25 protein-coding genes are annotated in these 25,564 nt (G+C 70.5%); 16 read left to right on the top strand and 9 right to left on the bottom strand.

Annotated elements, in window-relative coordinates; all coding sequences use genetic code 11:
- Positions 1 to 37: 37 nt before the first annotated feature.
- From AN478_RS03770 to gpmI, 5 genes are all read right to left on the bottom strand, one after another.
- The gene (locus tag AN478_RS03770; protein WP_054965294.1) at positions 38 to 607 is read right to left on the bottom strand and encodes a DJ-1 family glyoxalase III; all 570 of its coding nucleotides are present in this window, start codon (positions 605 to 607) and stop codon (positions 38 to 40) included.
- Positions 604 to 1,584 carry a divergent polysaccharide deacetylase family protein gene (locus tag AN478_RS03765; RefSeq protein ID WP_054965293.1) on the bottom strand — a complete coding sequence of 327 codons (981 nt, stop codon included), beginning with the start codon at positions 1,582 to 1,584 and terminating at the stop codon, positions 604 to 606. The genes AN478_RS03770 and AN478_RS03765 overlap by 4 nt, the downstream gene beginning before the upstream one ends.
- Before the next feature lie 12 nt (positions 1,585 to 1,596).
- Entirely contained in the window at positions 1,597 to 2,937 is a 1,341-nt protein-coding gene (locus tag AN478_RS03760; protein ID WP_054965292.1) for a S41 family peptidase, read from the bottom strand.
- A gap of 131 nt (positions 2,938 to 3,068) precedes the next feature.
- Entirely contained in the window at positions 3,069 to 4,292 is a 1,224-nt protein-coding gene (locus AN478_RS03755; protein ID WP_054965291.1) for a murein hydrolase activator EnvC family protein, read from the bottom strand.
- The gene (gene gpmI, locus AN478_RS03750; protein ID WP_054965290.1) at positions 4,289 to 5,863 is read right to left on the bottom strand and encodes a 2,3-bisphosphoglycerate-independent phosphoglycerate mutase; all 1,575 of its coding nucleotides are present in this window, start codon (positions 5,861 to 5,863) and stop codon (positions 4,289 to 4,291) included. The genes AN478_RS03755 and gpmI overlap by 4 nt, the downstream gene beginning before the upstream one ends.
- 194 nt (positions 5,864 to 6,057) lie before the next feature.
- Here gpmI and AN478_RS03745 point away from each other — a divergent pair, with 194 nt between their 5' ends.
- The 10 genes from AN478_RS03745 (at position 6,058) to AN478_RS03700 (ending at position 17,833) form a co-directional block, all read left to right on the top strand.
- The gene (locus AN478_RS03745) at positions 6,058 to 6,381 is read left to right on the top strand and encodes an ArsR/SmtB family transcription factor (RefSeq protein WP_054965289.1); all 324 of its coding nucleotides are present in this window, start codon (positions 6,058 to 6,060) and stop codon (positions 6,379 to 6,381) included.
- 182 nt (positions 6,382 to 6,563) lie between these two features.
- On the top strand, positions 6,564 to 7,958 hold the full coding sequence (locus AN478_RS03740; protein WP_054965288.1) for a TolC family protein: 1,395 nt from the start codon (positions 6,564 to 6,566) through the stop codon (positions 7,956 to 7,958).
- Positions 7,959 to 8,031: 73 nt separating this feature from the next.
- Positions 8,032 to 9,093 carry an efflux RND transporter periplasmic adaptor subunit gene (locus tag AN478_RS03735; RefSeq protein WP_054965287.1) on the top strand — a complete coding sequence of 354 codons (1,062 nt, stop codon included), beginning with the start codon at positions 8,032 to 8,034 and terminating at the stop codon, positions 9,091 to 9,093.
- An 80-nt stretch (positions 9,094 to 9,173) separates the two neighbouring features.
- Positions 9,174 to 12,443, top strand: a complete 3,270-nt coding sequence (locus AN478_RS03730; protein ID WP_054965286.1) for an efflux RND transporter permease subunit — start codon at positions 9,174 to 9,176, stop codon at positions 12,441 to 12,443.
- Between the two features lie 47 nt (positions 12,444 to 12,490).
- Positions 12,491 to 12,706, top strand: a complete 216-nt coding sequence (locus AN478_RS03725; RefSeq protein WP_054965285.1) for a YgaP family membrane protein — start codon at positions 12,491 to 12,493, stop codon at positions 12,704 to 12,706.
- Between the two features lie 119 nt (positions 12,707 to 12,825).
- On the top strand, positions 12,826 to 13,686 hold the full coding sequence (locus AN478_RS03720) for a cytochrome c oxidase assembly protein (RefSeq protein ID WP_054965284.1): 861 nt from the start codon (positions 12,826 to 12,828) through the stop codon (positions 13,684 to 13,686).
- 10 nt (positions 13,687 to 13,696) lie between these two features.
- A complete protein-coding gene (locus AN478_RS03715; protein WP_074471382.1) occupies positions 13,697 to 14,326 on the top strand; it encodes an SCO family protein in 630 nt (209 codons plus the stop codon).
- 155 nt (positions 14,327 to 14,481) lie between these two features.
- Entirely contained in the window at positions 14,482 to 15,642 is a 1,161-nt protein-coding gene (locus AN478_RS03710) for a hypothetical protein (protein WP_054965283.1), read from the top strand.
- 74 nt (positions 15,643 to 15,716) lie between these two features.
- Positions 15,717 to 17,063 (top strand): sodium/calcium exchanger protein, encoded by a 1,347-nt coding sequence (locus AN478_RS13885; RefSeq protein ID WP_054965282.1) that lies wholly within the window; start codon positions 15,717 to 15,719, stop codon positions 17,061 to 17,063.
- Positions 17,060 to 17,833, top strand: a complete 774-nt coding sequence (locus tag AN478_RS03700; RefSeq protein WP_054965281.1) for a MipA/OmpV family protein — start codon at positions 17,060 to 17,062, stop codon at positions 17,831 to 17,833. The genes AN478_RS13885 and AN478_RS03700 overlap by 4 nt, the downstream gene beginning before the upstream one ends.
- A gap of 176 nt (positions 17,834 to 18,009) precedes the next feature.
- Here AN478_RS03700 and AN478_RS03695 read toward each other — a convergent pair whose 3' ends face one another.
- Both AN478_RS03695 and AN478_RS03690 read right to left on the bottom strand, forming a co-directional pair.
- Complete coding sequence (locus AN478_RS03695; RefSeq protein ID WP_054965280.1) at positions 18,010 to 18,804, bottom strand: undecaprenyl-diphosphate phosphatase; 795 nt, start codon at positions 18,802 to 18,804, stop codon at positions 18,010 to 18,012.
- Between the two features lie 206 nt (positions 18,805 to 19,010).
- Entirely contained in the window at positions 19,011 to 20,195 is a 1,185-nt protein-coding gene (locus AN478_RS03690; RefSeq protein WP_054965279.1) for a class I SAM-dependent methyltransferase, read from the bottom strand.
- Positions 20,196 to 20,322: 127 nt separating this feature from the next.
- Between AN478_RS03690 and AN478_RS03685 the strand changes: the two genes are divergently transcribed.
- On the top strand, positions 20,323 to 21,066 hold the full coding sequence (locus tag AN478_RS03685) for a pteridine reductase (RefSeq protein WP_054965278.1): 744 nt from the start codon (positions 20,323 to 20,325) through the stop codon (positions 21,064 to 21,066).
- A gap of 153 nt (positions 21,067 to 21,219) precedes the next feature.
- Here AN478_RS03685 and folK read toward each other — a convergent pair whose 3' ends face one another.
- Positions 21,220 to 21,726 carry a 2-amino-4-hydroxy-6-hydroxymethyldihydropteridine diphosphokinase gene (gene folK, locus AN478_RS03680; protein WP_054965277.1) on the bottom strand — a complete coding sequence of 169 codons (507 nt, stop codon included), beginning with the start codon at positions 21,724 to 21,726 and terminating at the stop codon, positions 21,220 to 21,222.
- A gap of 16 nt (positions 21,727 to 21,742) precedes the next feature.
- Positions 21,743 to 22,099 carry a dihydroneopterin aldolase gene (folB, locus tag AN478_RS03675; RefSeq protein ID WP_054965276.1) on the bottom strand — a complete coding sequence of 119 codons (357 nt, stop codon included), beginning with the start codon at positions 22,097 to 22,099 and terminating at the stop codon, positions 21,743 to 21,745.
- 77 nt (positions 22,100 to 22,176) lie between these two features.
- On the opposite strand from folB, the gene AN478_RS03670 reads away from it, so the two are divergent.
- From AN478_RS03670 to lptB, 5 genes are read left to right on the top strand one after another with little or no spacing between them, the layout of a single operon-like run.
- Complete coding sequence (locus AN478_RS03670) at positions 22,177 to 23,142, top strand: KpsF/GutQ family sugar-phosphate isomerase (RefSeq protein ID WP_054965275.1); 966 nt, start codon at positions 22,177 to 22,179, stop codon at positions 23,140 to 23,142.
- The gene (locus tag AN478_RS03665; RefSeq protein WP_054965274.1) at positions 23,139 to 23,696 is read left to right on the top strand and encodes a KdsC family phosphatase; all 558 of its coding nucleotides are present in this window, start codon (positions 23,139 to 23,141) and stop codon (positions 23,694 to 23,696) included. Before AN478_RS03670 ends, AN478_RS03665 begins: the two co-directional genes overlap by 4 nt.
- A 2-nt stretch (positions 23,697 to 23,698) precedes the next feature.
- Positions 23,699 to 24,289, top strand: coding sequence for an LPS export ABC transporter periplasmic protein LptC (gene lptC / locus AN478_RS03660; protein ID WP_054965273.1), 591 nt, complete (start codon positions 23,699 to 23,701; stop codon positions 24,287 to 24,289).
- Complete coding sequence (gene lptA / locus AN478_RS03655) at positions 24,276 to 24,848, top strand: lipopolysaccharide transport periplasmic protein LptA (protein ID WP_054965272.1); 573 nt, start codon at positions 24,276 to 24,278, stop codon at positions 24,846 to 24,848. The genes lptC and lptA overlap by 14 nt, the downstream gene beginning before the upstream one ends.
- Entirely contained in the window at positions 24,841 to 25,563 is a 723-nt protein-coding gene (gene lptB / locus AN478_RS03650; RefSeq protein WP_054965271.1) for an LPS export ABC transporter ATP-binding protein, read from the top strand. The genes lptA and lptB overlap by 8 nt, the downstream gene beginning before the upstream one ends.
- Position 25,564: the final 1 nt, after the last annotated feature.

Raw genomic sequence — 25,564 nt, 5'->3', positions numbered from 1 at the left:
CTTCTTCCTGCTCCTGGTGGCTTCCCTGCAGCCCCCCTCAGGCGGTGGCGGCCGCCTCCGGGCGCATGAGGCCGGACTCCACCTCGTCGCGCTTGGCCGGGCCCTCCAGGATCCCCACCAGCTCCAGGGCGAAGTCCATGGCGGTGCCGGGGCCCCGCGAGGTGGTCACCTTGCCGTCGCGGACCACCGTGTCCTCCTGGTAGTCCACACCCACGGCGGTGAGCTTCTCCTTGACGGCGGGGAAGCTGGTGGCGCGCTTGCCGTCGAGGACGCCGAACTCCGCGAGCACCGAGGGGGCCGCGCAGATGGCGGCCACCTCCCGGTCCGCATCCCGCAGGCGCTGGACCAGGGCCTTGAGGTCGGGGCTCTCGGCGAGCCGGGGCGTGCCCGGGCCGCCCGGAAGCACCACCATCTCCACCTCCGGGTCGTCCTTGACGGCGGCGACGGTGGTGTCCGCCCCCACCGGCACGTCGTGGGAGGAGCGCACGGGGCTCTCGGCCACCGCGGCGGTGACCACGTCGACCCCCGCGCGCCGCAGGATGTCCACGATGGTGAGCGCTTCCACTTCCTCGAAGCCTTCCACGAGGGGTACGACGACGCGGCTCATGGTGCCTCTCCTTCGCCTTGGTTGGTGTCGCTGTAGGCCAGGGTGCCGGCCCGGGCCGCCTCGCTGGAGCGTACCGCCACCACCTCGCGCACCGGGACGATCTCCACCCCCGCCGCCGAGGCGGCGGGCAGCATCTCCCGCAGCACCTTGAGGGTGGCGGGGTGCGGGTGGCCGATGGCGATGGCCGTGCCCCGGTTCCGGGCCAGCCGCAGGAGCTCCCGGAACTGGGCGCGGACGTATTCCTCCGTCGGCTCGTGGTCGAGGAAGACGTCCCGGCTCGCCGAATGGATTCCGGCGGACCGGGCCTCGTCCAGCGCCCGAGTCTTATGGGTGGTGCGCGAGTCCACGAAGAACAGGTCGTGCTCCCCCAGGGCTTCCATCACCCAGCCCATGGACCGTGCATCGGCGGTCAGGGCGCTGCCCATGTGGTTGTTGATGCCCACGGCGTGGGGGATGACCCGCAGATTGGCGCGCAGCTGGCGCACCAGGGCCTCCCGGTCCATGTCCTCCCGCAGGAAGGTGGGCCCCAGGGGGATGGCGCTGTCCCCGGGCTCCATGGGCATGTGCACCAGGACCTCCTTCTCCCGGGCATGAGCCTGCCGCGCCGTGTCGTCGGCGTGGGGGGTGCCCGGCAGGACGGCCATGGCCACCGGGTAGGGAAGCCGGCTGATGGCCCGCGCCTGGGCCCGGCTGCGGCCCATGTCGTCGATAATGATGGCGGCGCGCGGGCCGCGGTCCCGCAGCCCCGGCTCCTCCTCCGCGGGGTCGGCAGGACCCTTTTCGGGCTCGGCCTCCACCGAGGGCGTGCGCTGCACGGTGCGGTGGCCGGCGGGATCCCCCCCGCTGTACACCCACACCCCTATGCCGCCCACCAACCCCAGGAGCAGCCCGAGACCCAGGAGGCCGGCGGCCAGGTACCGCCGCCGGCGCTGGGCCGGGCTCGGCTTCTTGCGCTTGCCACTACGTTTCCGGGCCACGCTCTGCTTCCCTCAGGAGGCCTGCTTGGACTCCATAAGGATGATGCCGCGCAGCAGGTTCAGGGCCTGGTTGAGCTGATAGTCGTCCATGTAATCCGGGGCCTCGCCCTCCTCCGACTGCTCCTGGCCCTCTTCGCCGCCTTCCTCGCCCTCCAGGCTGTTGTTCATCAGATGGCCGGGGAGGTCCCGCTCGGTCAGGCGATTGCCGTTGTCCTCGGGCTGGGAAACCTCCAGCGGCTTGACGGCGATGTCCGGGTCGATTCCCTCGGCCTGGATGGACCGGCCGGCCGGGGTGAAGTACCGGGCGGTGGTGAGCTTGAGCCCGGAGCCGTCGGACAGCTCCAGGATGCTCTGCACCGAGCCCTTGCCGAAGGTGGGGGTGCCCACCACAAGGGCCCGCTCGGCGTCCTGCAGGGCACCGGCGACGATCTCGGAGGCCGAGGCGGAGCCGCTGTTCACCAGCACCACCATGGGCTTGCCGTTCAGGGCCTGGTCCGGGTTGGCGTTGAGGGTCATGTCGCTGTTGGACTCGCGGCCCTCGGTGTAGACGATCTTGCCGCCCTCGACGAAGGCATCGGCCACCTCCACCGCGGCGGAGAGGACGCCCCCGGGGTTGTTGCGCAGGTCGAGCACCAGCCCCCGAAGCTCGCCGCTCTCCCGCTTGTCCTGCAGCTTGTTGAGATGCTCGCGCACCTTGGCCCCGGTGTCCTGCTGGAACTGCTTGACCCGCAGGTAGCCGACGCCGTGCGGCAGCATGCGGGAGCTCACGCTCTCGATGCGGATCACGTCCCGGGTGACGGTGAAGTCCCGCGGCTGCTCGAAGCCCTCGCGAACCACGGTCAGCTTGATGTCGGAGCCCGGCTCGCCCCGCATCTGGTCCACCGCCTCCATGAGGTTCATGTCCTTGGTGGGGGTGTCGTCGATGCGCACGATCAGGTCGCCCGCCTGGAGGCCGGCCTTATCCGCGGGGGTACCGTCGATGGGCGAAACCACCTTGATGAAGCCGTTCTCGGTAGTGACCTCGATGCCAAGGCCGCCGAACTTGCCCTCCGTCTCCACCTGCATCTCGCCGAGCATGTCCCTGGTGAGGTAGGAGGAGTGGGGGTCGAGCTCGCGGAGCATGCCGTCGATGGCCCCCTTCATCAGGTCCTCGTCGGACACGTCCTCCACGTACTTGCCCTTGATCTGGGAGTACACCTCGCTGAAGAGCTGGAGCTGCTCGTAGGGGATGGGCACCTCCTCCGAGGAGACCCCCCGCTCCGCCTGGGAGATCCGCTCCAGCGTCAGGCCGGTCCCGATGAGGATGCCCAGCATCAGGACGAAAAAGGTTTGCAGGCGTTTCGGCGGTTTCATGCATGGCTCCATATGGCGAATACGTTCCCCGTACCGCGCCGGTGTGCAGGGGGATCAGGCTCCGGCGAGGAGGCTCCGGACGCGACCCGCCCGGGAGGCTCGGCCGTCCCGAGGAGGCAGACCGGGAGTTTTCAGCGCCCGGCGGAGCGTTGCTCGCTCCCGCCCGGCGCGCGACACCACTGCAGGGGGTCCACGGGCTCGCCGCCCTGGCGGATCTCGAAGTAGGTGGCCGGCCGGGACCGCCCGCCGGTGGTGCCCACGGCGGCCACCGGCGCCCCCGTTTCCACCCATTCCCCTACTTCTTTGTATACCACACGGTTATGGGCATACAACGAGAGCAGATTGTCGCCGTGGTCAATGATGGTGATGAGCCCGTAGCCACGGAGCCGTCCGGCGTAGGCCACCCGGCCCCGGAAGATGGAGCGGACCTCGGCTCCGGTTTCGGCGCCCAGCAGCAGGCCCCTCCAGCGCATGGAGCGGCGCTCCCGGGAGTCCCCGTAGTGGGCCAGTATTTCGGGCCGGGCCACGGGCAGGGGAAGCTCCCCCTTGCGGGCCGCCATGTGCTTCTCGCCCACCTTCTCGAGGACCCCATCCTCGCGCAGCCCGCGCAGCCGCTCGATGACCTTCTTCAGGGCCTGCTGGTCGGACCGCACGGCGGCTAGGCGGTTCCGCTTCCGCTCGGACTGGGCCTCCAGTTCCTCCAGCAGGGCCCGGCGCTCCTCCAGGCGCCGGGCAATGGCCCGCTTCTGCTCGGCCAGCCGGTCCCGGAGGCGCGTCTCCTCCGTCCGTTCCGCCGCCAGCTCGTCCATCACATCGGCGGCCCGCTCGCGGGCCTCCCGCAGGCGCTCCATCTCCTGGCGGCGCGCCTCGTGCAGGTAGCTCATGAAGGTCAGGGCGCGGCGGATGCGTCCAGGATCCCGGTGCTCGAAGAGCTGGCGCAGGAACCCGCTCTGGCCGGCGCGGTGGGCGGCCCGCAGATAGGCCTCCAGGCGGTCGCGGTGGCGGTCCACCCGCTCCCGCAGGCGCTGCCGTTCGGCCTTCAGCTCTTCCCGGCGCTCGGTGTTGGCCGCCAGGTTGCGCTCGCTGCGCCGGCGGCGGTTGCGCAGAACGGAGATGCGCTCTTCCAGCTCGAAGACGGCCTCGCGGGCGTCCGCCTCGCGCTTCCGGGTGCGCTCCAGCTCCTCGCCGATCTCCCGGGCGGCCCGGCGCAGCTCGGCCAGCTCCTCCTTTTTCCGCTCCAGGCGGGCCTCCGGGTCCTCCGCCGCGGCGGAGGCGGTCAGCCCCCCCAGGGCACCGAGCAAAAGCAGCCCGGCGGCCCGCGGCAGGGGAGACCGCGCGGCCCGCCCCGCGGTCACACCCCTTCGGCCTGTTCCGTGGCCACGTCGAGCTGGGCCAGGGCGTGGCCGGTCATCTCGTGGGGCTGGGGCAGCGCCATGAGGTGGAGCATGGTCGGCACCACGTCCTCCAGGGCCCCGGTCTCGGCCATGGTCACCTTGCGGTCGCCCACGTAGATGAAGGGCACAGGATTGATGCTGTGGGCGGTGTGCGGCTTGCCGGTCTCCGGGTCCGCCATCTGCTCGGCGTTGCCGTGGTCCGCGGTGACCAGCAGCTCCCCGCCGTGGGCGCGCACGGACTCCACCACCCGGCCCACGCACTCGTCCACCGCCTCCAGGGCCTGCACGGTGGCGTCGAAGTTGCCGGTGTGGCCCACCATGTCCGCGTTGGCGTAGTTCATGATGATGACGTCGTAGGTGCCGGCGTCCACCGCCTTCACCACCTCGTCGGTGAGCTCGTGGGCGCTCATCTCCGGCTGCTGGTCGTAGGTGGCCACCTGCGGCGAGTGGATCAGGATCCGGTCCTCGCCGGGGAACGGCGTCTCCTCGCCCCCGTTGAAGAAGAAGGTGACGTGGGCGTACTTCTCCGTTTCGGCGATGCGCAGCTGCCCCATGCCCAGGGAGGCGAGGTACTCGCCGAAGATGCGCTTCAGGCGCTGAGGCGGGAACGCCATGGGCACGTCGAAGGCGTCGTTGTACTCGGTCAGGCACACGAAGTGCGCCAGGTCCGGGACCACCGCCCGCTCGAACTTGTCGAACCCGGGCTCGATGAAGGGCTGGGTGATCTGCCGGGCGCGGTCGGAGCGGAAGTTCATGAACACCACCGCGTCGCCGTCACCCACCACCCCGATCGGGGCCCCGGCATCGTCGACCATGGCCGTGGCCTCCACGAACTCGTCGGTCTCGCCCCGCTCGTAGGCCATGTCCACGGCCTCGATGGCGCCTCGGGCCGCGTGCCCCGTGCCCTGGGTGAGGAGGTCGTAGGCCGCCTGCACCCGCTGCCAGCGCCGGTCGCGGTCCATGGCGTAGTACCGGCCGACCACGGTGGCGATACGGCCCCCGCCCACCTCCGCCATGAACTTCTGCAGGCGGTGGACGTAGCGGTGGGCGCTCTGGGGCGCGGTGTCGCGGCCATCGAGGAAGGCGTGGACATAGACCTCCGGGGCGCCGCGCTCCACCGCCAGCTTCACCATGGCCTCGATGTGCGACTGGTGGCTGTGCACGCCGCCGTCGGAGAGCAGCCCCATGATGTGCAGGGCCTTGCCACTGGCTTTCACCGCGTCCACGGCGGCGGTAAGCTCGTGGTTGCTATAAAATGAACCGTCCTCGATGGCACGATTGATCCGGGCGTACTCCTGGTACACGACGCGCCCCGCGCCCAGGTTCAGGTGGCCCACCTCGGAGCTACCCATCTGGCCGGAGGGCAGCCCCACGGAAGCGGCGGAGGCCTGGATCAAGGTATGGGGGTAATCGCGCCACAGGCCGTCCATCACCGGCAGATGCGCGGCATGGACGGCGTTGGACTCCGGGTCCTCCCGGTACCCCCAGCCATCGAGAATCATAAGCACCATAGGACGATGCGGCAGCGCCATCGGGCCTCCCTCTTCGTCTCCCGCCGCGGTCACGGACAACCCCGCGGGAGCCCGCGGGACTTATAGAAAGGTTCTAAATTCTAGCAAAAACCCATAGCCATGTGACGCCCGGGGAACCCCCAGGTTCCTTGACTCGGACATATAATATTATTATTACTCAGTAAAACAGCCCAGAATTCTGGGGGAGGAAGGTCATGGAGTCCACCGAACACCTGCTCGAGGGCGACGAGAACATCGAGCAGGCCTCTCGCTCCCTCAAGGCGATGTCGCACCCCTTGCGCCTCAAGGTCCTGTGCACGCTCAACGACAAGGAGATGAGCGTGCAGGAGATCGTGGAGGAGGTGGGCACGTCTCAGAGCAACATTTCCCAGCACCTGGGGATCATGCGCGACAAGGGCATCCTCAAGGCCCGGAAGAACGCCAACAAGGTGTACTACCGGGTCGGCGACCCCCGCACCCTGAAGCTGATCTCCCTGATGCGCGAGGTCTTTTGCCCATTCGACGACGATCACGCGTAACTTCTATCATGGGTGGGTCCGGCTCGGCCGGACCCCAGGGGAACGGGTCGGCCGCCCCCACCTGACCGCGAAGGACAGGCCCATGCGGGAAAGGTTCTCCCAGATGGCCGTACGGGAACGTCCGGGCAAGGTGCTCGGATTTATTTATGGTTTTTAATATAAGCAAATGGTAATTTAATAATATGGTTATTAAAGACCTGCTCCGACTCCTGCCCGTGGGCCTCCTCGGCGCCGCTCTCGCCCCGGGCACCGCCCAGGCCCTGGAGCTTCCCGAGGCCGTGCGCCAGGCCCTGGAGAACAACAACCAGGTTCAGGCCCAGCGCTACCGGCAGGAAGCCGCCGGATACCGCGCCGAGGCCGCCGGCAGCGGCTACCTGCCCGTGGTGGACCTGGAGGTGGGCGCCCGCGCCACCAACAGCCCCGCCCAGGCCTTCATGGCCAAGCTGAGCCAGGGGGACGTGCAGGGCGAGGACTTCGGGGACCTGACCCAGGGGGATTTCGGCACCCTCAACGACCCCGACACCACCAGCGACCTCGCCACCGCCCTGGTGCTGCGCCAGCCGCTCTACCGCGGCGGGGCCACCAGCGCCGAGGTGCGCCGGGCCCGCTCCAACCGGGAGGCCATGAGCCGCCAACTCGATCAGACCCGGCTCGACGTGGCCCTGGGCGCCACCAAGGCCTTCCTGCGGGTGCAGCTGGCCGAGGCGCGGGTGGCGGTAACCGAGGAGGCCCTGAAGGCCGCCCGCGAGCACCTGCGCATCGCCGAGAACCGTCTGGAGACGGGCGCGGCCATGCGCGGGGACATGCTCCAGGCCCGGACCCGGGTCAGCGAGCTGGAGGAGCAGCTCCTCGCCCACCGCAACGGGGTGGCCGTGGCCAAGAGCGCCCTCAACGAGCGGCTCGGGCGCGACCTCGACGCCCCGGTGAACCTCGACCGTGACCTGGGCGAGGACCTGCCCGCCAAGGCGCCCGGGCTGGACGCCCTGGTGGAGCGGGCCATCGCCAAGCGACCCGCCATCGCCGCCACCGAGGCCCAGCTCGGCGCGGCCCGCGCGGGGGTGGATGCCGCCACCGCGGAGCTCCTCCCCCACGTGAATCTGGAGGCGCGACTGGAGGACCATCGCGCCAGCACCGCCGACCAGAGCTGGCTGGCGGGGGTGCGGATGGACTGGCGGCTGTTCGGCGGCGGCCGCTGGGCCAGCCGCGATGCGGCGGAGGCGGAGCGCTACGCCGCCCGGGCCCGGCTCACCGACATCCGGCGCAAGGTCCGGCTGGAGGTGAAGCGGGCCAGGCTCGACCTGGATACCGCCCGGCGCCGCCTGGACACCGTGGGCCACGCCGTGGCGAGCGCCCGGGAGAGCCTGCGCACTAACACGGACCGCTACCGGCAGGGAGCGGCCACCATGGTGGAGGTCCTTGACGCCCAGCTTGCCCGCCAACAGGCCCGGCTGCGGCAGGTGGAGGCCTTCTACGACCTGCGCCTGAGCCACGCGCGGCTGCAGAAGGCGGTGGGCCAGACCCCCGTCCTGGACCGCCTCGCGGGCCCGGACGGGACCGGCGGCGCCCCCCACGGTTGACGCACCGCCGCCCCATTGCCCTCGGGGCGCCCGGCGCGCCCCGGCCCGACGATCCCAACCACAGGAGCACCGCATGAAAAGGCTCGCCGTTGTCCTGGCCGGAGCTGCCCTTTTCGCGACGGTGTCCGCCGAAGCGGCGGAGATGCCCTTCGAGACCATGGTGCTGGAGCCCCAGCCCGTGGAACGGATACGCAGCGCCCCCGGCACCGTGGAGTCCCGGCGCGCCTCCCGGATCTCCGCGGAGGTGAGCGGCCAGGTGGTGGCCATGCCCTACGACGTGGGCGACTCGGTGGCCAAGGGCGACACCCTGGTGCGCCTCGACGACGAGAGCCTGCGGGCCCAGCTGGCGGTGACCGAGGCCGCCCTGGAGGCCGCGAAGGCGCGGGCCGAGGAGGCCCGGAGCACCTTCCAGCGGACCAAGAGCCTCTACGAGCAGAACTCCGCCTCCGAGCAGCAGATGGACGAGGCCAGCGCGGCCCTGAGCCGCGCGGAGGCCCAGCGCAGCCAAGCGGAGGCCGAGATCCGCAAGCTGCGCATCCGGCTGGACAAGACCGAGATCCAGGCCCCGGTGGACGGCGTGGTGACGGCGACCCACATGGAGGAGGGCGAGCTGGCCCAGCCCGGGGCTCCCCTGATCACGGTCCTGGATCCCAGCCGGCTGCGCCTGACCGCCCGAGTCCAGGAGAGCCGCATCCCCGAACTGCTGGCGGACGGCGAGGCCCGCGCCTGGATCCCCGCCCTGGACGAGCGCTTCCCGGCCGAGCGGGTCACCATCGTGCCGCAGGGCGACCCCACCACCCACACCTTCCAGGTCCGCCTCCGGCTCCCCGAGGAAGCCCCCGTGTCCGCTGGGATGTTCGGCCGGGCGGAGTTCCTGATGGGCGCCGAGGATTCCCTGGTGGTGCCGCGTCGGGCCCTGGTCCACCGCAACGAGATCACCGGGGTGTACGTGGTGCGGGAGAACCGGGTGGTGTTCCGCCTGGTGGAACTGGGCGAGCACTCCCAGGAGGGCCGCGAGGTGCTCGCCGGCCTGCGCGCAGGCGACCGCATCGCCCTGGACCCCGAGCGGGCGCTGCGCTACCTCAAGGAGGAGCAGCCCGCCGCGGGAGACGAGGCCACGGAGGCCGCCCACTAACCGGACGCGCCGGGGCCGCGCGGCGGGCGCGCCCCCCTTTATATCGCTCCACGGTCAGCGAACCAGGCAAGGACTAGCCCATGGCCGAGCAAACCTACGGCATCGCCGGACGGATGGCCGCCAAGTTCATGGGGGCCCGGATCACCCCGCTGCTAGGGATCCTGGCCCTGCTGGCCGGCCTTCTGGCGGTGATGCTGACGCCCCGCGAGGAGGAGCCCCAGATCAAGGTGCCCCTCGTGGACATCTTCATCCCCTTCCCGGGCGCCTCGGCGGAGGAGGTGGAGTCCCTGGTGGCCACCCCCGCCGAGCAGGTCCTCTCGGAGATCAAGGGCGCCAAGTACGTCTACTCGGCCTCCAGCCCGGACATGGCGGTGATCACGGTGCGCTTCGAGGTGGGCTCGGACCGCACCGACGCCCTGGTCAAGACCTACAACAAGGTCATGGCCAACCGCGACTGGATCCCTCAGGCGGTGGGCGTGGGCGAGCCCATCGTCAAGCCCAAGAGCATCAACGACGTCCCGGTGGTCAACCTGACTCTGTTCTCGGACGAGTACACCGGGTACGAGCTGCGCCAGACCGCCCATGCGGTGGAGGCGGAGCTCAAGAAGGTGCAGGACACCGCCGACGTCTACACCCTCGGCGGCCCCGATCACAACGTCCGGATCCACATGCAGCCCGACCGCATGGCCGAATTCGGCGTCGGCCCGGGGGCCATCCGGGACGCCCTGAAGGTCTCCAACAGCAGCCTGCCCTCCGGCGAGCTGACCCGCGACAACCAGTCCGTCATCGTGCAGACGGGCACCTTCCTGACCACCGTGGAGGAGACCCGCAACCTGGTGGTGGGGGTGCACGAGCAGGCCCCGGTCTATCTCAAGGACGTGGCCGAGGTCTCCGAGGGCCCGGGGGATCCCGACCAGTACGTGTGGATGGGCACCGGACCGTCCGCCGGACAGAAGGGTCTGGAGGCCGGGACGCGCACCCCCGCGGTGACCGTGGCGGTGGCCAAAAAGAAGGGCACCAACGCCGTGGAGGTCGCCGAGGCGGTGGTGGAGCGCTTCGAGGACCTGAGCGGCCACATCGTCCCCGAGGACATCGAGTACAGCGTCACCCGGGACTACGGCTACACCGCCAACCACAAGGCCAACGAGCTGCTGTTCCACCTGGGCGTGGCCACGGTCTCCGTGGTGCTGTTCATCGGCCTGGCCCTGGGCCGCAAGGAGGGCACCGTGGTCCTGGTGGTGATCCCCATTACCCTGGGCCTGACCCTGTTCGCCTCCTACATGTGGGGCTTCACCATCAACCGGGTGTCGCTGTTCGCCCTGATCTTCTCCATCGGCATCCTGGTGGACGACGCCATCGTGGTGGTGGAGAACATCCACCGCCACCACATGCTCGGCGAGCGCTCCCTGGACGCGGCCACCCCCTACGCCGTGGACGAGGTGGGCAACCCCACCATCCTGGCCACCTTCACGGTGATCGCCGCCCTCCTGCCCATGGCGTTCGTGACGGGGCTGATGGGGCCCTACATGAGCCCCATCCCCATCAACGCCTCCTTCGCCATGTTCTTCTCCCTGCTGGTGGCCTTCATCATCACGCCCTGGCTGGCCTACCTGCTGCTCAAACGCAGCGGGACCCACCATGAGGGGGAGCCCGGCGGGGAGCAGCCCCTGGAGGAAGGGGGCGCCGACCGCCATCCCGAGGAAGGCTGGACCTTCCGGTTCTACCGCTGGTTCCTGACGCCGTTCTTCGAGAGCCGCGGCAAGCGCTGGGCCATGTTCGCGGTGGTGCTCGTGCTCATGGGGGCGGCCATGTCGCTGGCCTACTTCAAGCTGGTGACCCTCAAGATGCTGCCCTTCGACAACAAGTCGGAGCTCCAGGTGGTGGTGGACATGCCCGAAGGCACGGCCCTGGAGACCACCGCCCAGGTGACCCAGGAGCTGGGACAGTACCTGGCCACCGTCCCCGAGGTCACCGACTACCAGGAGTATGTGGGCATCCACTCGCCCATCAACTTCAACGGCCTGGTGCGCCAGTACTACATGCGGGAGGCGCCCCACCAGGCCGACATCCAGGTGAACCTGGCGCACAAGGAGCACCGCGAGCGCTCCAGCCACGAGATCGCCCTGGACGTGCGCGACGAGCTGCACGCCATCGGCGAGGAGCACGGGGCCAACGTGAAGATCGTGGAGGTGCCGCCGGGCCCGCCGGTGCTTTCCCCCCTGGTGGCGGAGATCTACGGCCCCTCCTACGAGGGCCAGCTGGACGTGGCCCGGCAGGTGGAGGAGCGCTTCCGCCAAGTGGACACCGTCACCGACGTGGACAGCACGGTGGAGGCCCAGGGCGAGAAGGTGCGGCTGGTGGTGGACAAGGAGAAGGCCGCCCGCGCCGGGGTCTCCGAGCAGCGCATCGCCCAGGCCATCTCCATGGCCCTGGAGGGCGAGGACATCTCAGCGCTGCACCGCGAGAACCAGAAGTACCCGCTGCTGATCCGCGCCGAGCTGCCCGACGCCCAGAAGGCGCGCATCGACTCCCTGCTGGAGATGCGGGTGCAGTCCCGCGACGGCGCCCTCGTGCCGCTGGCGGAGCTGGTGACCCCCGTGGAGACCACGCGGGACCAGACCATCTACCACAAGAACCTGAAACCGGTGGTCTACGTCACGGGCGACAAGGCGCAGCCCAACGACAGCCCCCTCTACGGCCTCTACTACATCTGGGACAGCCTGCAGGAGGAGCCGCTCGACCAGGGCTACACCATCCCGCAGCTGTTCACCCAGCAGCCGGAGCAGGAGTACAAGTACGCCCTCAAGTGGGACGGCGAGGCCCAGGTCACCTACGAGACCTTCCGCGACATGGGCGCCGCCTACGCGGTGGGCCTGGTGCTGATCTTCCTGCTCATCGTGGGGCAGTTCCGCAGCTACCTGGTGCCCGTCATCATCATGGCGCCCATACCGCTGACGGTGGTGGGGGTGATGCCCGGGCACGCACTGTTCGGCGCCCATTTCACCGCCACCTCCATGATCGGCATGATCGCCCTGGGCGGCATCATCGTCCGCAACTCCATCCTGCTGGTGGACTTCATCAACCAGGAGACGGCTCAAGGGGTGGACTTCCAGGAGGCGGTGATCCGCTCCGGCGCGGTGCGGCTGCGGCCCATCGTCCTCACCGCGGCCGCCGCCATGGTGGGCGCCTTCGTGATCCTGTTTGACCCCATCTTCCAGGGTCTGGCCATCTCCCTGCTGTTCGGGATCGCCGCCGCCACCCTGCTGACGCTGGTGGTGATCCCGGTGATGTACTTCGCCTTCATGCGCAAGCGCATGGATCGGGTGATCGAGGCGGGCCGGGCCGGCTGAGCCGGGTCCGTTCGCACCCTGAACCGCACAACGGAGGAAACGAGTCCATGACGACCGAACGCGTGGTCCGCATCTTCGCCGGCACCGTGATCCTGGTGTCCGTTGCATTGGTGATCTACCACAGCCAGTGGTGGCTGCTGCTCACCGGCTTCGTGGGCCTGAACCTGTTGCAGAGCGGTTTCACCCGCTTCTGCCCGCTGGACTCCATGCTGGGCAAGGCCGGCCTGCCCTCCGGCGGCATCCAGCGCCCCGCGGGGAAGTAAGCGGAACGCACCCCCTGCCCGGGCGGGGCCGCGGCCGGACCCCGGCGCGCCCCGCTTGCCCCCGCCTCCGCCCCGAGGCATTCTGGCCGAGTTCCAGGCTTTCGCGGGCGCGCCCACCCATGGAATCGGTCGCCGGCTTCCTGCTGCCCTACGAGTTCTCCCCCACCGTGCTGGCCGTCACCCTGGGGGCGGCCGCGCTGTTCCTGCGCGGCCTGCTGATCCGCCGGCGAACCGGCGAGGGCACCGGCTTCTGGCGCTCCGCCTCCTTCCTCCTGGGTCTGGGCCTCACCTACGCCATGCTCCAGACCCAGATCGACTACTACGCCCAGAACATGTTCTGGATCCACCGCGCCCAGCACCTGGTGCTGCACCACGTGGGCCCGGTGCTCATGGTGCTGGCAACGCCCCATGAGATCCTGGGCCGCGGCCTGCCCGAGGGGCGCCTCAAGCAGGGCCTGCGCCGCCTCTGGCGGCACCCCGCCATCCGGGGACCCTACCGCGGCATCCAGCATCCCCTGGTGGCCCCCCTGCTGTTCGTGGGGCTGATCTTCCTGTGGCTGTATCCGCCCGTCCACTTCGACGCCATGCTCAGCCTCCCCCTGTACCAGGCCATGAACTGGAGCATGGTGGTGGAAGGCCTGCTGTTCTGGTGGCTGGCGGTGGACCCGCGTTCCCCGGCTCGCGGGGGCGTCGGCTTCGGTACGCGGATCATCATGCTGTGGGCCATCATGCTTCCCCAGATCGCCCTGGGCGCCTACATCAGCCTCAGCAACGAGGTGCTGTTCGACATCTACCAGGTCTGCGGGCGGGCCTGGCCCATCGCGCCCCTGCTCGACCAGCAGATCGGCGGCCTGCTCACCTGGATCCCGGCGGCCATGATGAGCGTGGTGGTGGGGCTCATCGTGCTGCGCATGTGGATGCGGGAAGGCCACCGGCCCCGGGGCCGGGCCACCATGGCCGACCCCGCGGGAACGCGCTGAGGAGCGCCCCATGCCCCGGATAATGCCCCGCCGCCGGTTCCCCGCCCTGCTGCTCCTCGGAGCCCTGCTGCTGGTAGCCGGTTGCAGTGGCGACAGCCCCTGGCGGCTCAAGGACATCTCGGGGCTCATGCCGCGCCTCGCCTTCACCATGACCGACCACCAGGGCGCGACGGTGCGCGGGGCCGACTACCGGGGAAAGGTGACCCTGGTCTACTTCGGCTTCACCCACTGCCCCGACGTCTGCCCCGCTACCCTCGCCAACGTCCGCCAGGCCCTGGGCCGCCTGGGGGAGGAAAAGGCCGACCGGGTGCGGGTGCTGTTCGTTACCGTGGACCCCGAGCGCGACACCCGCGAGGTGCTGCGCTCCTACGTGCGCGCCTTCGGACCCCGGTTCGTGGGCTTGCGCGGCAACCGCGAGCAGCTCGACGCCTTCACCAAGCGCTACCGGGTGGCCTACGGCTACGGCGAGCCCGACGCCCACGGAAACTACGACGTCTCCCACAGCACGGGGCTGTTCATCTTCGGTCCCGAGGGCGAGCCGCGCCTGCTGGCCCTGCCCGACGACGGCCCCGACGCCATCGCCCACGACCTCGACCGGCTGCTATCCGCCCGCGCGGGATCCGAGCTCGCCCGACGGTAACCACCGCCCCTTCCCGGGCCGCGCCTCCCGCCTTTCCCGACCCCCTTCCGGAACCGGAACCTTCCGGACTGATCCGGGGCCCTGTTTCGGCCCACGATGGGGCCAGCGGCCTCCGCCCCCAGCTCCAACCGAACGGGGCCGCACTGGGAGCCCCTATGACCGAACGGATCACGCTGGGATTGGTGCCGGCCCCCGGGCTTTGCGAGCAGGTGGCCCGCAGGCTCGCCGACGAGCTCCCGGGACTGCTGGAGGAACGCGTGGACCCCTCCGTCACGTGGGAGGTACAGCTCCGGACCGACCCTTTGACGGGGAGCGACCTGGAGGCCCCGGATCTGTTGCCCCACTGCGAGGACCGGCAGGAGCGGGAAGGCTGGGATATGGCCCTGTTCCTCACTGACCTGCCGATCTTGCGCAGCAAGCGGATCGTCGTGGCCACGGAGAGCCAGGCGAAGGGGGTCGGCGGGGTATCGCTGCCCGCCCTGGGGGCCTGCAGGCTCCACCGGCGGGCCCGGAATGCGGTCCTGCAGCTCGTCCGCGAGATCGCCGAGCCGGGACGGGAGGCCGCCCCGGAGGCGGGACAGGCCGGTCGCAGGAAGCCACGGCGCCGCGCACGCCGTCGGCCGCGGCTCTTCTTCGGCCCCCTTTCCCAGCTCCTGGCCCCCATCCGCCGGCACGCCCAGATCGCCCGGGAAGAGGCCGACATCGGGGGCAACGTGGAATACACTACGCCCAAGCGCCGGGGGCTACCGAGGCTCTTGGCCGGCATGGTGCTGAACAACAGCCCACGCAACCTGTTCCTGAGCTTCCGGGGGGCCCTTGCCGCGGCCGCCGCCACGGGCGCCTACGCCGTGTTCTTCACGAGCGTGCACCAGGTGAGCGTGTCCCTCGGGGAGACGAAGCTTCTCGCCCTGATGGCGGTCTCCCTCGCCAGCCTCACCGGTTGGACCATCGTCGCCCACCACCTGTGGGAGGCCGGCCGCTACAAGCGGAGCAGCCGGGGGCTGACGGTGCTGTACAACACCGTAACCGTCCTGACCATGAGCACCGCCGCCTTCCTGTTCTACCTTACCCTGTTCGTGCTGCTCCTGGCGGGCGCCTGGCTCTTCGTTCCTGAGAACGTCTTCCGGGCGGCGATACAGAACGTCATCAAGGGCTACCCCCTGTCCTGGCCCGATTACCTCACCCTGGCCTGGCTGGCGAGCTCCCTGGCCACCATTGGCGGGGCGCTGGGGAGCGGCCTGGAGGACGAGGAGAACGTCCGTCAGGCGGCCTTCGGCTACCGCCAACGGATCCGCACCGGCTCCGAGTCCACCTGAGCCCGGCTCCCCGGATGACGGACTCTGGCGCCTGCGCCATAATCCGGGAATCCCCACCTTTCCCCGGACGCCCCATGGGCCGCGAACCGCCACACCAGGAGCCACCCTCCTCCCGCGACCGCGCCGCTGCGGGCCTGCCCGAGGCTCCCTCCCGGGCGGAGCGCCGCCTGCGCCGGGCCGGCATCGACCCGGACCGTTTGCCCATCCTCCACTTGGGCCTGCCTGCGGGGGCCCTCCGGCCACCCTACCCCCACTGGGCCCGCCGCATGGTGCTAGGGGTGGTCCTGTGGGCCTTCCTGTACCTCGGCGAGGGCCTCGGCGTGGCCCTGCCGGAGTGGGCCGCGGCCGCGGGGGCCCTAGTCGCGGGGATCCTGCTCCTGCAGGCGGCCTGCGAGGCGTTCGTGGTGGGGAGCCAGCGCCTGGCGGCGCGGCTGGAATGGGACCACTACGTGGCCGGCACGGTGGCGGAGGTCCTGTCCACCCTTCCCGAGCTGGTGACCATCGCCTTCGTGGTTCCGGTGAGCCCGGTGGCCGCCTTCACCCTGGCCCTGGTGACCATCTACCTGAACACCCTGGTGTTCAGCCTGTACTCCTACTTCCTGCCCAAGGACATCCACGGCAAGTTCCTCATGCCGCGCCCCATCACCGAAGCCGGCACCCAGGTGCTCATCGCCGGGGCCGCCATGGGGCTGATCCTGGGGCTGGTGATGCTGACCCTCAACGCCAACGGCCACGCCAAGGACGCCTTCGCCCCCCTGGACCTGGCCGTGGTGGCGGTGGTCCTGCTGGCCATCTTCGCCGTTTACATTTACAAGCTGCTGGCGGAGTACGCCCGGGAGGAAACGGAGGTGCGGGAGACCCTGGACCTCTCCGAGGCGGAGGTGGAACGGCGCCTGGACCTGGTCTACCGGGGCGTGGCGCGCAGCCCCCTGCCGGTGATCGGCTGGCTGCTGCTGGCGGGTATTGGCGGGGCCTTCCTGGGCGGCGAGCGGGTGGCCCACTTCGCCGAGGTGGCCATGGCGGACTTCGGCTTCAACCCCCTGCTCACCGCCCTGGTCCTGGCCGGCTTCGCCGGCATGAGCGAGTACGTGATCCTGTGGCAAGCGCACCGCAAGGGGGAGTACGGCATCGCCCTGGCCAACGCCTTCGGCGGCATCACCCAGGTGATGTTCCTGGTGGTGCCGATCACCCTGCTGGCCATCGCCGCCTACCAGGGCTGGGTGGCCCCGGACCATCCGACCCTGCCGCTGGGCTTCGACCTGTCCAACACCTTCCTGCTGCTGTTCCTGTTCCCCACCTTCTTCGTGCTGCTGGAGCTCATCGAGGAGAACCACACCCTGGGGATCCTGGACACCACCATCATGACCGCCATCGTGGCCCTGCTGATCCTGGTGCTGATCGCTTATGGGAACCCTGTATGAAACGCCGCATCGGCCCGATCACCCTCCTGGCCCTGGCTGCCCCGGCGCTCTGCGCCGCCCAGGGGCCGCCCGGCCAGCCGCCGGTGATGGTGGGGATGGGCGTGGTGGCCTCGCCCTCGCCCTACGCCGGGGTGTCCAGCAACCTGACCCCGGTGCCGGTGGTCAACCTGGACCTCGGCCGGTTCAAGCTTCGCGGCATCCAGGCGCAGTACCGCCTGTGGGGCGACCGCGACTTCCGCCTGGAGGCGGTGGCCCGGCCGCGCTTCCAGAGCTTCCGGGCCGAGGACAGCCCGGCCCTCGCCGGCATGGAGACCCGACGCCGGACCGCCGAGGCCGGCCTGCAGCTCACCCGGCGCCTCGGCCCGTGGCGCCTGCGGGCACAGGGGGTAACGGACCTGCTCGGGCGGCATGACGGCCAGGAGGTTTCCGTCGAGGTCACCTACCGGCTGGGGGGCCGCCGGCTCAGCGTCTCGCCCGGGGCCGGGATGGAGTGGGCGAGCGGCCCCTTCGTGGACTACTACTACGGCGTGCGGCCGGAAGAGGCCCGAGCCGGGCGTCCGGCCTACACGGGGACGGCGGCCTGGAACCCCTACGTGGCCCTGGTGGGGCGGGCCCGCCTCACCGGCCGCTGGGGGCTGTTCGCCTACCTGCGCCACAGCTGGCTGGACGACGCCATCACCGACAGCCCCATCGTCGACCGCAGCACGTCTTATAGCGGCATCCTGGCGATCAGCTACGCCTTCGGCGGGGGGCAGCAGCGAGGGAAATAGACAGAACGACATCCAACCGCCAAGGCCGCCAAGCACGCCAAGGAAGACCAAAAAGACCAACCACCCGAAGGCGAATGGATATGGGCCCGGTAGGGGCCTCCATCGCCGAATTCATAAGGCACAGTCTTGGCCGTTTCCTTCTTGGCGTGCTTGGCGGCCTTGGCGGTTCACCGTTTTCAGAACACCGCCAGCAACAGCAGGCCCAGCGCAATCCGATAGATGACGAAGGGCCCCATGCCGATGCGGCGGATCCAGGCCAGGAAGGCCCAGATGCACAGGTAGGCGGAAAGGGCGCTGGCGAGGAAGCCCACGGCCAGCAGGGACAGCGGCTGCCCCGCCTCGCCGCGGACCACGTCCACCGCATCCAGCCCGCCGGCCAGAACGATCACCGGGATGGCAAGCAGGAAGGAGAAGCGGGCGGCTGCCTCGCGGGTCCAGCCTACCGCCAGCCCTGCGGTCATGGTGATGCCCGAGCGGCTGGTGCCGGGGATCAAGGCCAGGGCCTGGGCGCAGCCGATCACCGCCACGTCCTTCCAGGTGAGCTGGCGCTCGGTGCGCACCCGCCGCCCCCAGCGGTCCGCCCCCCACAGCAGCACGCCGAAGCCGATCAGGGCCCAGGCCAGCACGTGTGGATCGCGCATGACCCCTTCCACCTGCTCCTTGAAGGCGAGCCCGGCCAGCCCCACCGGGATGGTGGCGAACAGCACCGCCCAAGCCAGCCGGGCCTCCCCCGCCAGCCGACGGGTAACCAGCGACCGCCCCCAGTCCCGCGCCATGGCGGCGATGTCCGCGCGGAAGTAGAGCAGCACCGCCATCAGCGAGCCCACATGCACCGCCACGTCGAAGGCCAGCCCCTGGTCAGGCCAGCCTGCCAGGGCGGGGAACAGGATCAGGTGGGCGGAACTGGAGATGGGCAGCCACTCGGTGATGCCCTGGATCAGAGCCAGCACCAGGGCCTGGAGGTAGGTCATGGAGTCCCCTTTAGTCGGATAGCGGCAGGAAAAAGGGAATTAACCGCCAAGGACGCCAAGCACGCCAAGGAAAAACGGCGAGATCCCAAAACCTAGAAGGGAAGCATCGCCATCTGAAGGGGATGCAGCCTTGGCATGTATTCCTTATGTTTTTGTTTCCTTTTCAACTTTTCTTGGCGTACTTGGCGGTTCGATGTCTTCGGCGCCTACAGCTCCCCGGCGCGGTCGCCCTGGCGGTAGCCCGGGAAGGGCCCCTCCACCCCCCGCACCAGCAGCAGGGCCTTGAAGGACTCGCCCATGCCCTGGGGCAGGGTGAGCTGCTTCAGGGCCGTGGCGAGCTGAAGCTGTTCCTCGTCGCTTACCGCGCCGCCGCCCAGGTACTCCTCCACCCGGTGGGTGAGGCCCAGGTTGATGAGGAACTGGGCCTGGTTGGTGAAGCCGCCCACCTCCAGGCCGGCCGCCTGGGCGGCCTCGGCGACCGCCGAGAAGTCCACGTGGGCCGTGATGTCCTGCACCCCGGGTAGGTAGAAGGGGTCGTCGTGCGCGCGGTGGCGGAAGTGGCACATGAGGGTGCCGCGGGCGCGCTCGGGACGGTAGAGCTCGGCGGCGGGATGGCCGTAATCGATAAGCAGCAGCCCGCCCCGCTCCATGCGCTCCGCGGCCTGGGCCACCCAGGCCGGCGCCTCCAGGTTCACCTCCGTCTCCATGCCCACCGGCAGCCCGGAGAGGTCGCCGAGGCTGTCGGCCACGAGGGGGTCGCTCACGGGGCCTTCCTGCCACTTGAAGCCGCCGCTGTCCTCGTCCGGGGCCACGTAGAGCTCCTTGAGGCCCTCCTCGGTGATGCGCACCCGGTGCACCGGCAGGCTGTCCAGCAGCTCGTTGGCCACCAGGACGCCGGACCAGGGCTCGGCGGGGAAATCCTCCAGCCATTCCACCCGATCCAGGAGGTGCGGCAGGGTGCGCTCCAGGGTGCGACGCTGGCGGTCCTTGAGGTCGGGGCTCACCTCCAGGATGCGGTAGCGCTCGGGGAGGTTGCCCAGCCGCTCCAGCTCGGCGAGCAGCTGGGTGGCCAGGGCGCCGCTGCCGGCCCCCGCCTCCAGGACGTCCCCGCCCCCGCAGCGCGCCAGCAGGTCCACCACCTGCCCGGCCACGGTGTACCCGAAGAAGGGGGTCAGCTCGGGGGCGGTGACGAAGTCGCCGCCGCGCCCGAGCCGCTCACGGCCGCCCACGTAGTAGCCCAGGCCGGGCTCGTAGAGGGCCGTGCGCATGAACGCGTCGAAGGGGATGGCACCGCTTCCGGCCATGCGCTCGCGCAGGGCCGCGGCCACGGTCTCGGCGCGCTCGCGCTCGGCGTCGTTGGGCTCGGGGAGGGCGGACTCGGTGTATTCCATGGACATCCTCGGCGGGATTGGCAATGCTTGGCGATCGGGGCGGCCTTTACACGGGCCGCCGGGGCCCGGCCCCGGACGGCGGGGCGGGAAAAGCGATGGGAGCTCCCCAACCTTCTGAGGACGGCATATGGCCGATGGCAATCTCGCCGACCACGTGGCCCTGGTGACCGGGGCCGCCCACCGCCTCGGGCGGGCAACCGCCCGGCAGCTGCACGCAGCCGGGGCGGACGTGGCCATCCACTACCATACCAGCCGGGCCGAGGCGGAGGCCCTGGCCGAGGAGCTGGAGGCCCGGGGGCCGGCCCGGGCGCGGGCCTTCGGCTGCGCCCTGGAGGACACCGCCAACCTCGCGCCGCTGGTGGAGTCGGTAGCCGCCGCCTTCGGCGGCCTGGACATCCTGGTCAACAACGCCGCCCGCTTCTACCCCACCCCCTTGCGGGAGGCGAGCGAGGCGGCCTGGGACGATCTCCTGGGGACCAACCTCAAGGCCCCCTTCTTCCTGGCCCAGGCGGCCCAGGAATACCTGGAGGAGCGCGGCGGGGCCATCATCAGCCTGGCCGACGTGTACGCCGAGCGCCCCCTGGAGCACCACGCCGTCTACTCCATCTCCAAGGCGGGGCTGGTGATGCTGACCCGCGCCCTGGCCAAGGAGATGGGGCCGCGGGTGCGGGTCAACGCCGTGGCCCCCGGTGCGGCCCTGTGGCCGGAGTCGGGCAAGAGCGAGCAGGACAAGGAGGCCATCCTGCGCCATACGGCCCTGGCCCGGGCCAGCGGCCCCGAGCCCATCGCCGAGGCGGTTCACTTCCTGGCCCGCGCCGACTATATTACCGGCCAGGTGCTCGGCATCGAGGGCGGACGGCTGCTGTATTGAGTCCGCGGCTCCCGCGGTGGGAGCGCGTTTGTAGGAGCTCACTTACAGTGAGCGGTCCGAACTTGTCTTCCGGGCAAGATCGAACCATCGCCCGCTAAAGCGGGCTCCTACAGCAGGCCGATCGGTCCTGGGGGAGAAAGGCCCGGGGCCCTCTCAGCAGGGCAGGTCCAGCTCCTCGCGGCGCATCCCGGCCTCCGCGCCCTCCGGGAAGGACGCCCACACCTCCCGGAAGGTGCGGCCGTCTCCGGGCAACCGCCCTTCCGGATCCAGATCGGCCAGGGGCTTGGCGACGAAGGCGTAGCGGGTCACGTCCTCGCGGGGCAGGACCACCGGCTCGGCGATGACCCGGTCGCCGAACAGGAGCAGGTCCAGGTCGAGGGTGCGGCTTCCGGAGGGATCCCCGGACCCGCCGCCCGACCGCTCCCGCCCGCAGCGGGCCTCGATGGCCCGGAGGCGATCCCGGACCGCCTCCAGGGAGTCCTCGGTGGCCAGGCGTACCACCAGGTTGAGGAAGGAGGGCCCTTCGAAGCCCACGGGCTCGGTCCGGTAGACGGGCGAGCAGGCCACCGCGGGGAAATGGGCCCGCAGCTCCTCCACCCCGGCCCGCACGTGGGCGGCCGGATCCAGGTTGCTCCCGATGCCGACATAGGCGATAGTCATGGGGCCGCGTTCCGGGTCAGGGGCATTGGCCGCGCTCTACCTCGACGCCCACGTCGCGGGCACCGCTCAGGGCCCCGGGCTTGTGCAGCCGGAGGCGGATCCACGGCACCCCGAACTCGGCCCGTACCATCTCGGCCGTGCGCTCGGCGGCCGTCTCCACCAGCTGGAACTCGCCCTCCACCAGGAAGGCGGAGACCCGCTTGGCCAGGGCCTTGTAGTCCACGGCCTCCGTCACCCGGTCGGTGGCGGCCGCGGCGGCGCAGTCCGCCGCCACCTCCAGATCCACGGCAAGGGTCTGGCGGATGCGCCGCTCCCATTCGAAAATACCGATCACCGCGCTGACCCGCAGGTCGGTGACGAACACCTTATCCATGGGCACCCCGAAGCCGGTCCGAATCCGCCCTCACTCTACGGCCGGGGCGGTCGCCCCGCAAGCACAGGTAACGCCGCATGAGCCGAGCCCTGGACAACGCCCGACGCACCCTAGCCATCGAGGCCGACGCCATCCGCGCCGCCGAGCGCAGCCTGGACGGGGCCTTCGAGCGTACCACTGAGCTGATCCTGGGGTCCCAGGGGCGCGTGGTGGTCACCGGCATGGGCAAATCGGGCCTCATCGGCCGCAAGATCGCCGCCACCCTGGCCAGCACCGGCACCCCCGCCTTCTTCATGCACCCCGCCGAGGGCAGCCACGGCGATCTGGGCATGGTGACCCGGCAGGACGTGGTGCTGGCCATCTCCTCCTCGGGCGAGACCCAGGAAGTGGTGGCCCTGCTGCCCCTGCTGCAGCGCCTCAAGGTCCCGCTGGTGGCCATGGTGGGCCGGTTGGATTCCACCCTGGGCAGCCGCTCCGACGCGGTGCTGGACATCAGCGTGGAGACGGAGGCCTGCCCCATGAACCTGGCGCCCACCGCATCCACCACGGTGACCCTGGCCCTGGGCGACGCCCTGGCCGTGGCTTTGCTGGAGGAGCGCGGCTTCACCCCCGAGGACTTCGCCCGCTTCCACCCCGGCGGCAGCCTGGGCAAGCGCTTGCTGCTGCACATCCGCGACCTCATGCACACGGACGACGACATCCCCCGCGTGCCCACCACCGCCTCCATGCGCGAGGCCCTGCTGGAGATGACCTCCAAGCGGCTGGGCATGACCGCCGTGGAGGACGGCGAAGGACGCCTGGCGGGCCTGATCACCGACGGCGACCTGCGCCGCGCGCTGGACGAGGAGATGGACCTCCTCGCCACCACCGCCGGCGAGGCCATGACCCCCGACCCCCACACCATCGGCCCCGACGAGCTCGCCGCCCGGGGCCTGCAGTTCATGGAAGAGAAGGCCATAAACGGCCTGCTGGTGGTGGACGGCGACCACTGCGTGGTGGGGGCCCTGAACATGCACGACTTCCTGCGGGCGGGTGTCATATGAGCGACCTCCAGCCCCTGAGCCCGGCCGAGGTCGACCGGCGCGCCGCGGCGGTGGAGCTGCTGGTGCTGGACGTGGACGGCGTGCTGACCGACGGCGGCATCGTCCTGGACGACGACGGCAAGGAGTCCAAGCGCTTCCACGTGCGCGACGGCCACGGCATCAAGCTCCTGCAGCGCCACGGCGTGCCGGTGGCCGTGGTCACCGGCCGCACCTCGCGGGTGGTGGCGGCCCGCGCCGAGGAGCTGGGCATCGCCCACCTCTACCAGGGCCGCGAGCAGAAGGCACCGGCCTTCCAGGAGCTGCTTGAGCGGGTTAACGTAGCCCCCGAGGCGGTGGCCATGGTGGGCGACGACGTGGTGGACCTGCCCATCCTGTCCCGGGCAGGGCTGGCCGTCACCGTGCCCAACGCCCATGCCGCCGTGTGCGCGCGCGCCCATTGGTGCACGGAAAGCCCCGGCGGGCACGGGGCCGTGCGCGAGGTGACCGACCGCCTCCTATGGGCCAAGGGCCTGGAGGCGGAGATCCTGGCAGGCTACCTCGGGGGCGGCCCCTGACCATGGCGGCGCGGGGGGCGGGGCGGGGCCTGGCCCCGGGGGGACGGCCCTTCCTCCTGGCCCTGGTGGTGGCCGTGGCCGCGGGGGTGGGCGTGGCGCTGCTCTGGCAGGATCGGGGCCGGGCCCCCACCGTCGCGGAAGAGGGCCCCGAGGCCGACATGGAGGCCTGGGACGTGCGGCTGCGCCAGCGCTCCGCCGACGGCGACCGCTGGCAGCTCATCGCCGACCACGCCGCCCACTTCCCCGAGGCCGGCCAAACCCGCCTGCGCACGGTCCACCTGGAGGTGAGCCGCCCCGACGGGCCGCCCCTGACCGTGCGCTCCCGGCGGGGCCGGGTGGCCGACGACAGCAACCAGGTCACCCTGGAGGGCAACGTCCGGGTCGCCGACCCGGAGGGCTATCGCATGACCACCGAGACCCTGCATTATTTCCCGCAGGAGCAGCGGGCCTCCACCGAGGAGCCGGTACAGGTCACCGCCGACTTCGGCACCGCCGACGGCGTGGGCGCCACCGTCTGGACCGACGAGCGCCGCGTGCGGATCCACGAGCAGGTCAACACCACCTTCTGGAAGGTCCCGAGTGAGCCCGGCTGACCGCATCCTCCCGCCCCTGTTCCTCCTGGTCCTGGCCGCCGCCCTGTCCCCGGGGGCAGCGGCCCAGGAATCCCCTTCCCCGTCCACCGCGCAGGACGGCCCCAGCCGCGAGGAGCCGCTGGTGGTGGAATCCGACGAGATGACCATCCGCGACGCCGACCAGGAGGCCATCTACACCGGCAACGTGGTGGCCACCCGCGGGGACATGGTGCTGCGCGCCCGGCGCGTGGTGGTGAGCTACGGCGAGGAGGGGATGCGCACCATCCGGGCCTTCGGCGCCCCGGTGACCCTGGACCAGGGGGAGCGCCACGGGGAGGCGGAGGAGGCCCTCTACGACGCCCGGGAGGGCACCGTGCTGCTCACCGGCTCGGCCTATCTGGAGGAGGGACCCAACTCCCTGGAGGGGGCGCGCATCCGGTACTACCTCGACGAGGAGCGCACCGAGGTCTTCAGCGGCGAGGGGGAGGAAAACGGCCGGGCCCGGGGCGTGTTCCAGCCGGGCAGCGAGCCGGGAGCGCGGGAATCCCGAGAGCAAGGCGGCGCGCCGGACGATGAGTAAGCTCGAGGCCACCAACCTCACCAAGCAGTACAAGGGCCGCACCGTGGTCTCCGGGGTTGACCTCGCCCTGCGTCCCGGTGAGATCGTGGGCCTGCTCGGGCCCAACGGCGCGGGCAAGACCACCAGCTTCTACATGATCGTGGGCTTGGTGCGGCCCGACGACGGCTCCATCGCCCTGGACGGGGCCGACATCACCGAGCTCCCCATGTACCGCCGGGCCCGGCTGGGCATCGGCTACCTGCCCCAGGAGGCCTCGGTCTTCCGGCGGCTGACCGTGGAGCAGAACCTGCTGGCCATCCTGGAGACCCTGGACCTGACCCGGGCCCAGATGGAGGAGCGTCTGGAGAGCCTGCTCCAGGAGCTGGGGGTGGACCACGTCCGCCGGCAGAAGGGTCAGTCCCTCTCCGGCGGTGAGCGCCGCCGGGTGGAGATCGCCCGGGCGCTGACCACCGATCCCCAGTTCATCCTCCTCGACGAGCCCTTCGCCGGCGTGGACCCCATCGCCGTGCGGGACATCCAGCACATCATCCACCAGCTCGAGGAGCGGGGCATCGGCATCCTCATCACGGACCACAACGTCCGCGAGACGCTCGGCATCTGCCACCGGGCCTACATCCTTTCCGAAGGCACCGTGCTGACGTCCGGACGGCCAGACGCTATCATTGGTGATGAGCGCGTCAGGCGCGTCTACCTGGGCGAGAACTTCCAACTGTAGG

The sequence above is a fragment of the Thiohalorhabdus denitrificans genome (assembly GCF_001399755.1).
In the GTDB taxonomy this organism is placed as follows: Bacteria; Pseudomonadota; Gammaproteobacteria; order Thiohalorhabdales; family Thiohalorhabdaceae; genus Thiohalorhabdus; species Thiohalorhabdus denitrificans.
This window is presented reverse-complemented; position numbering and strand designations above follow the sequence as displayed.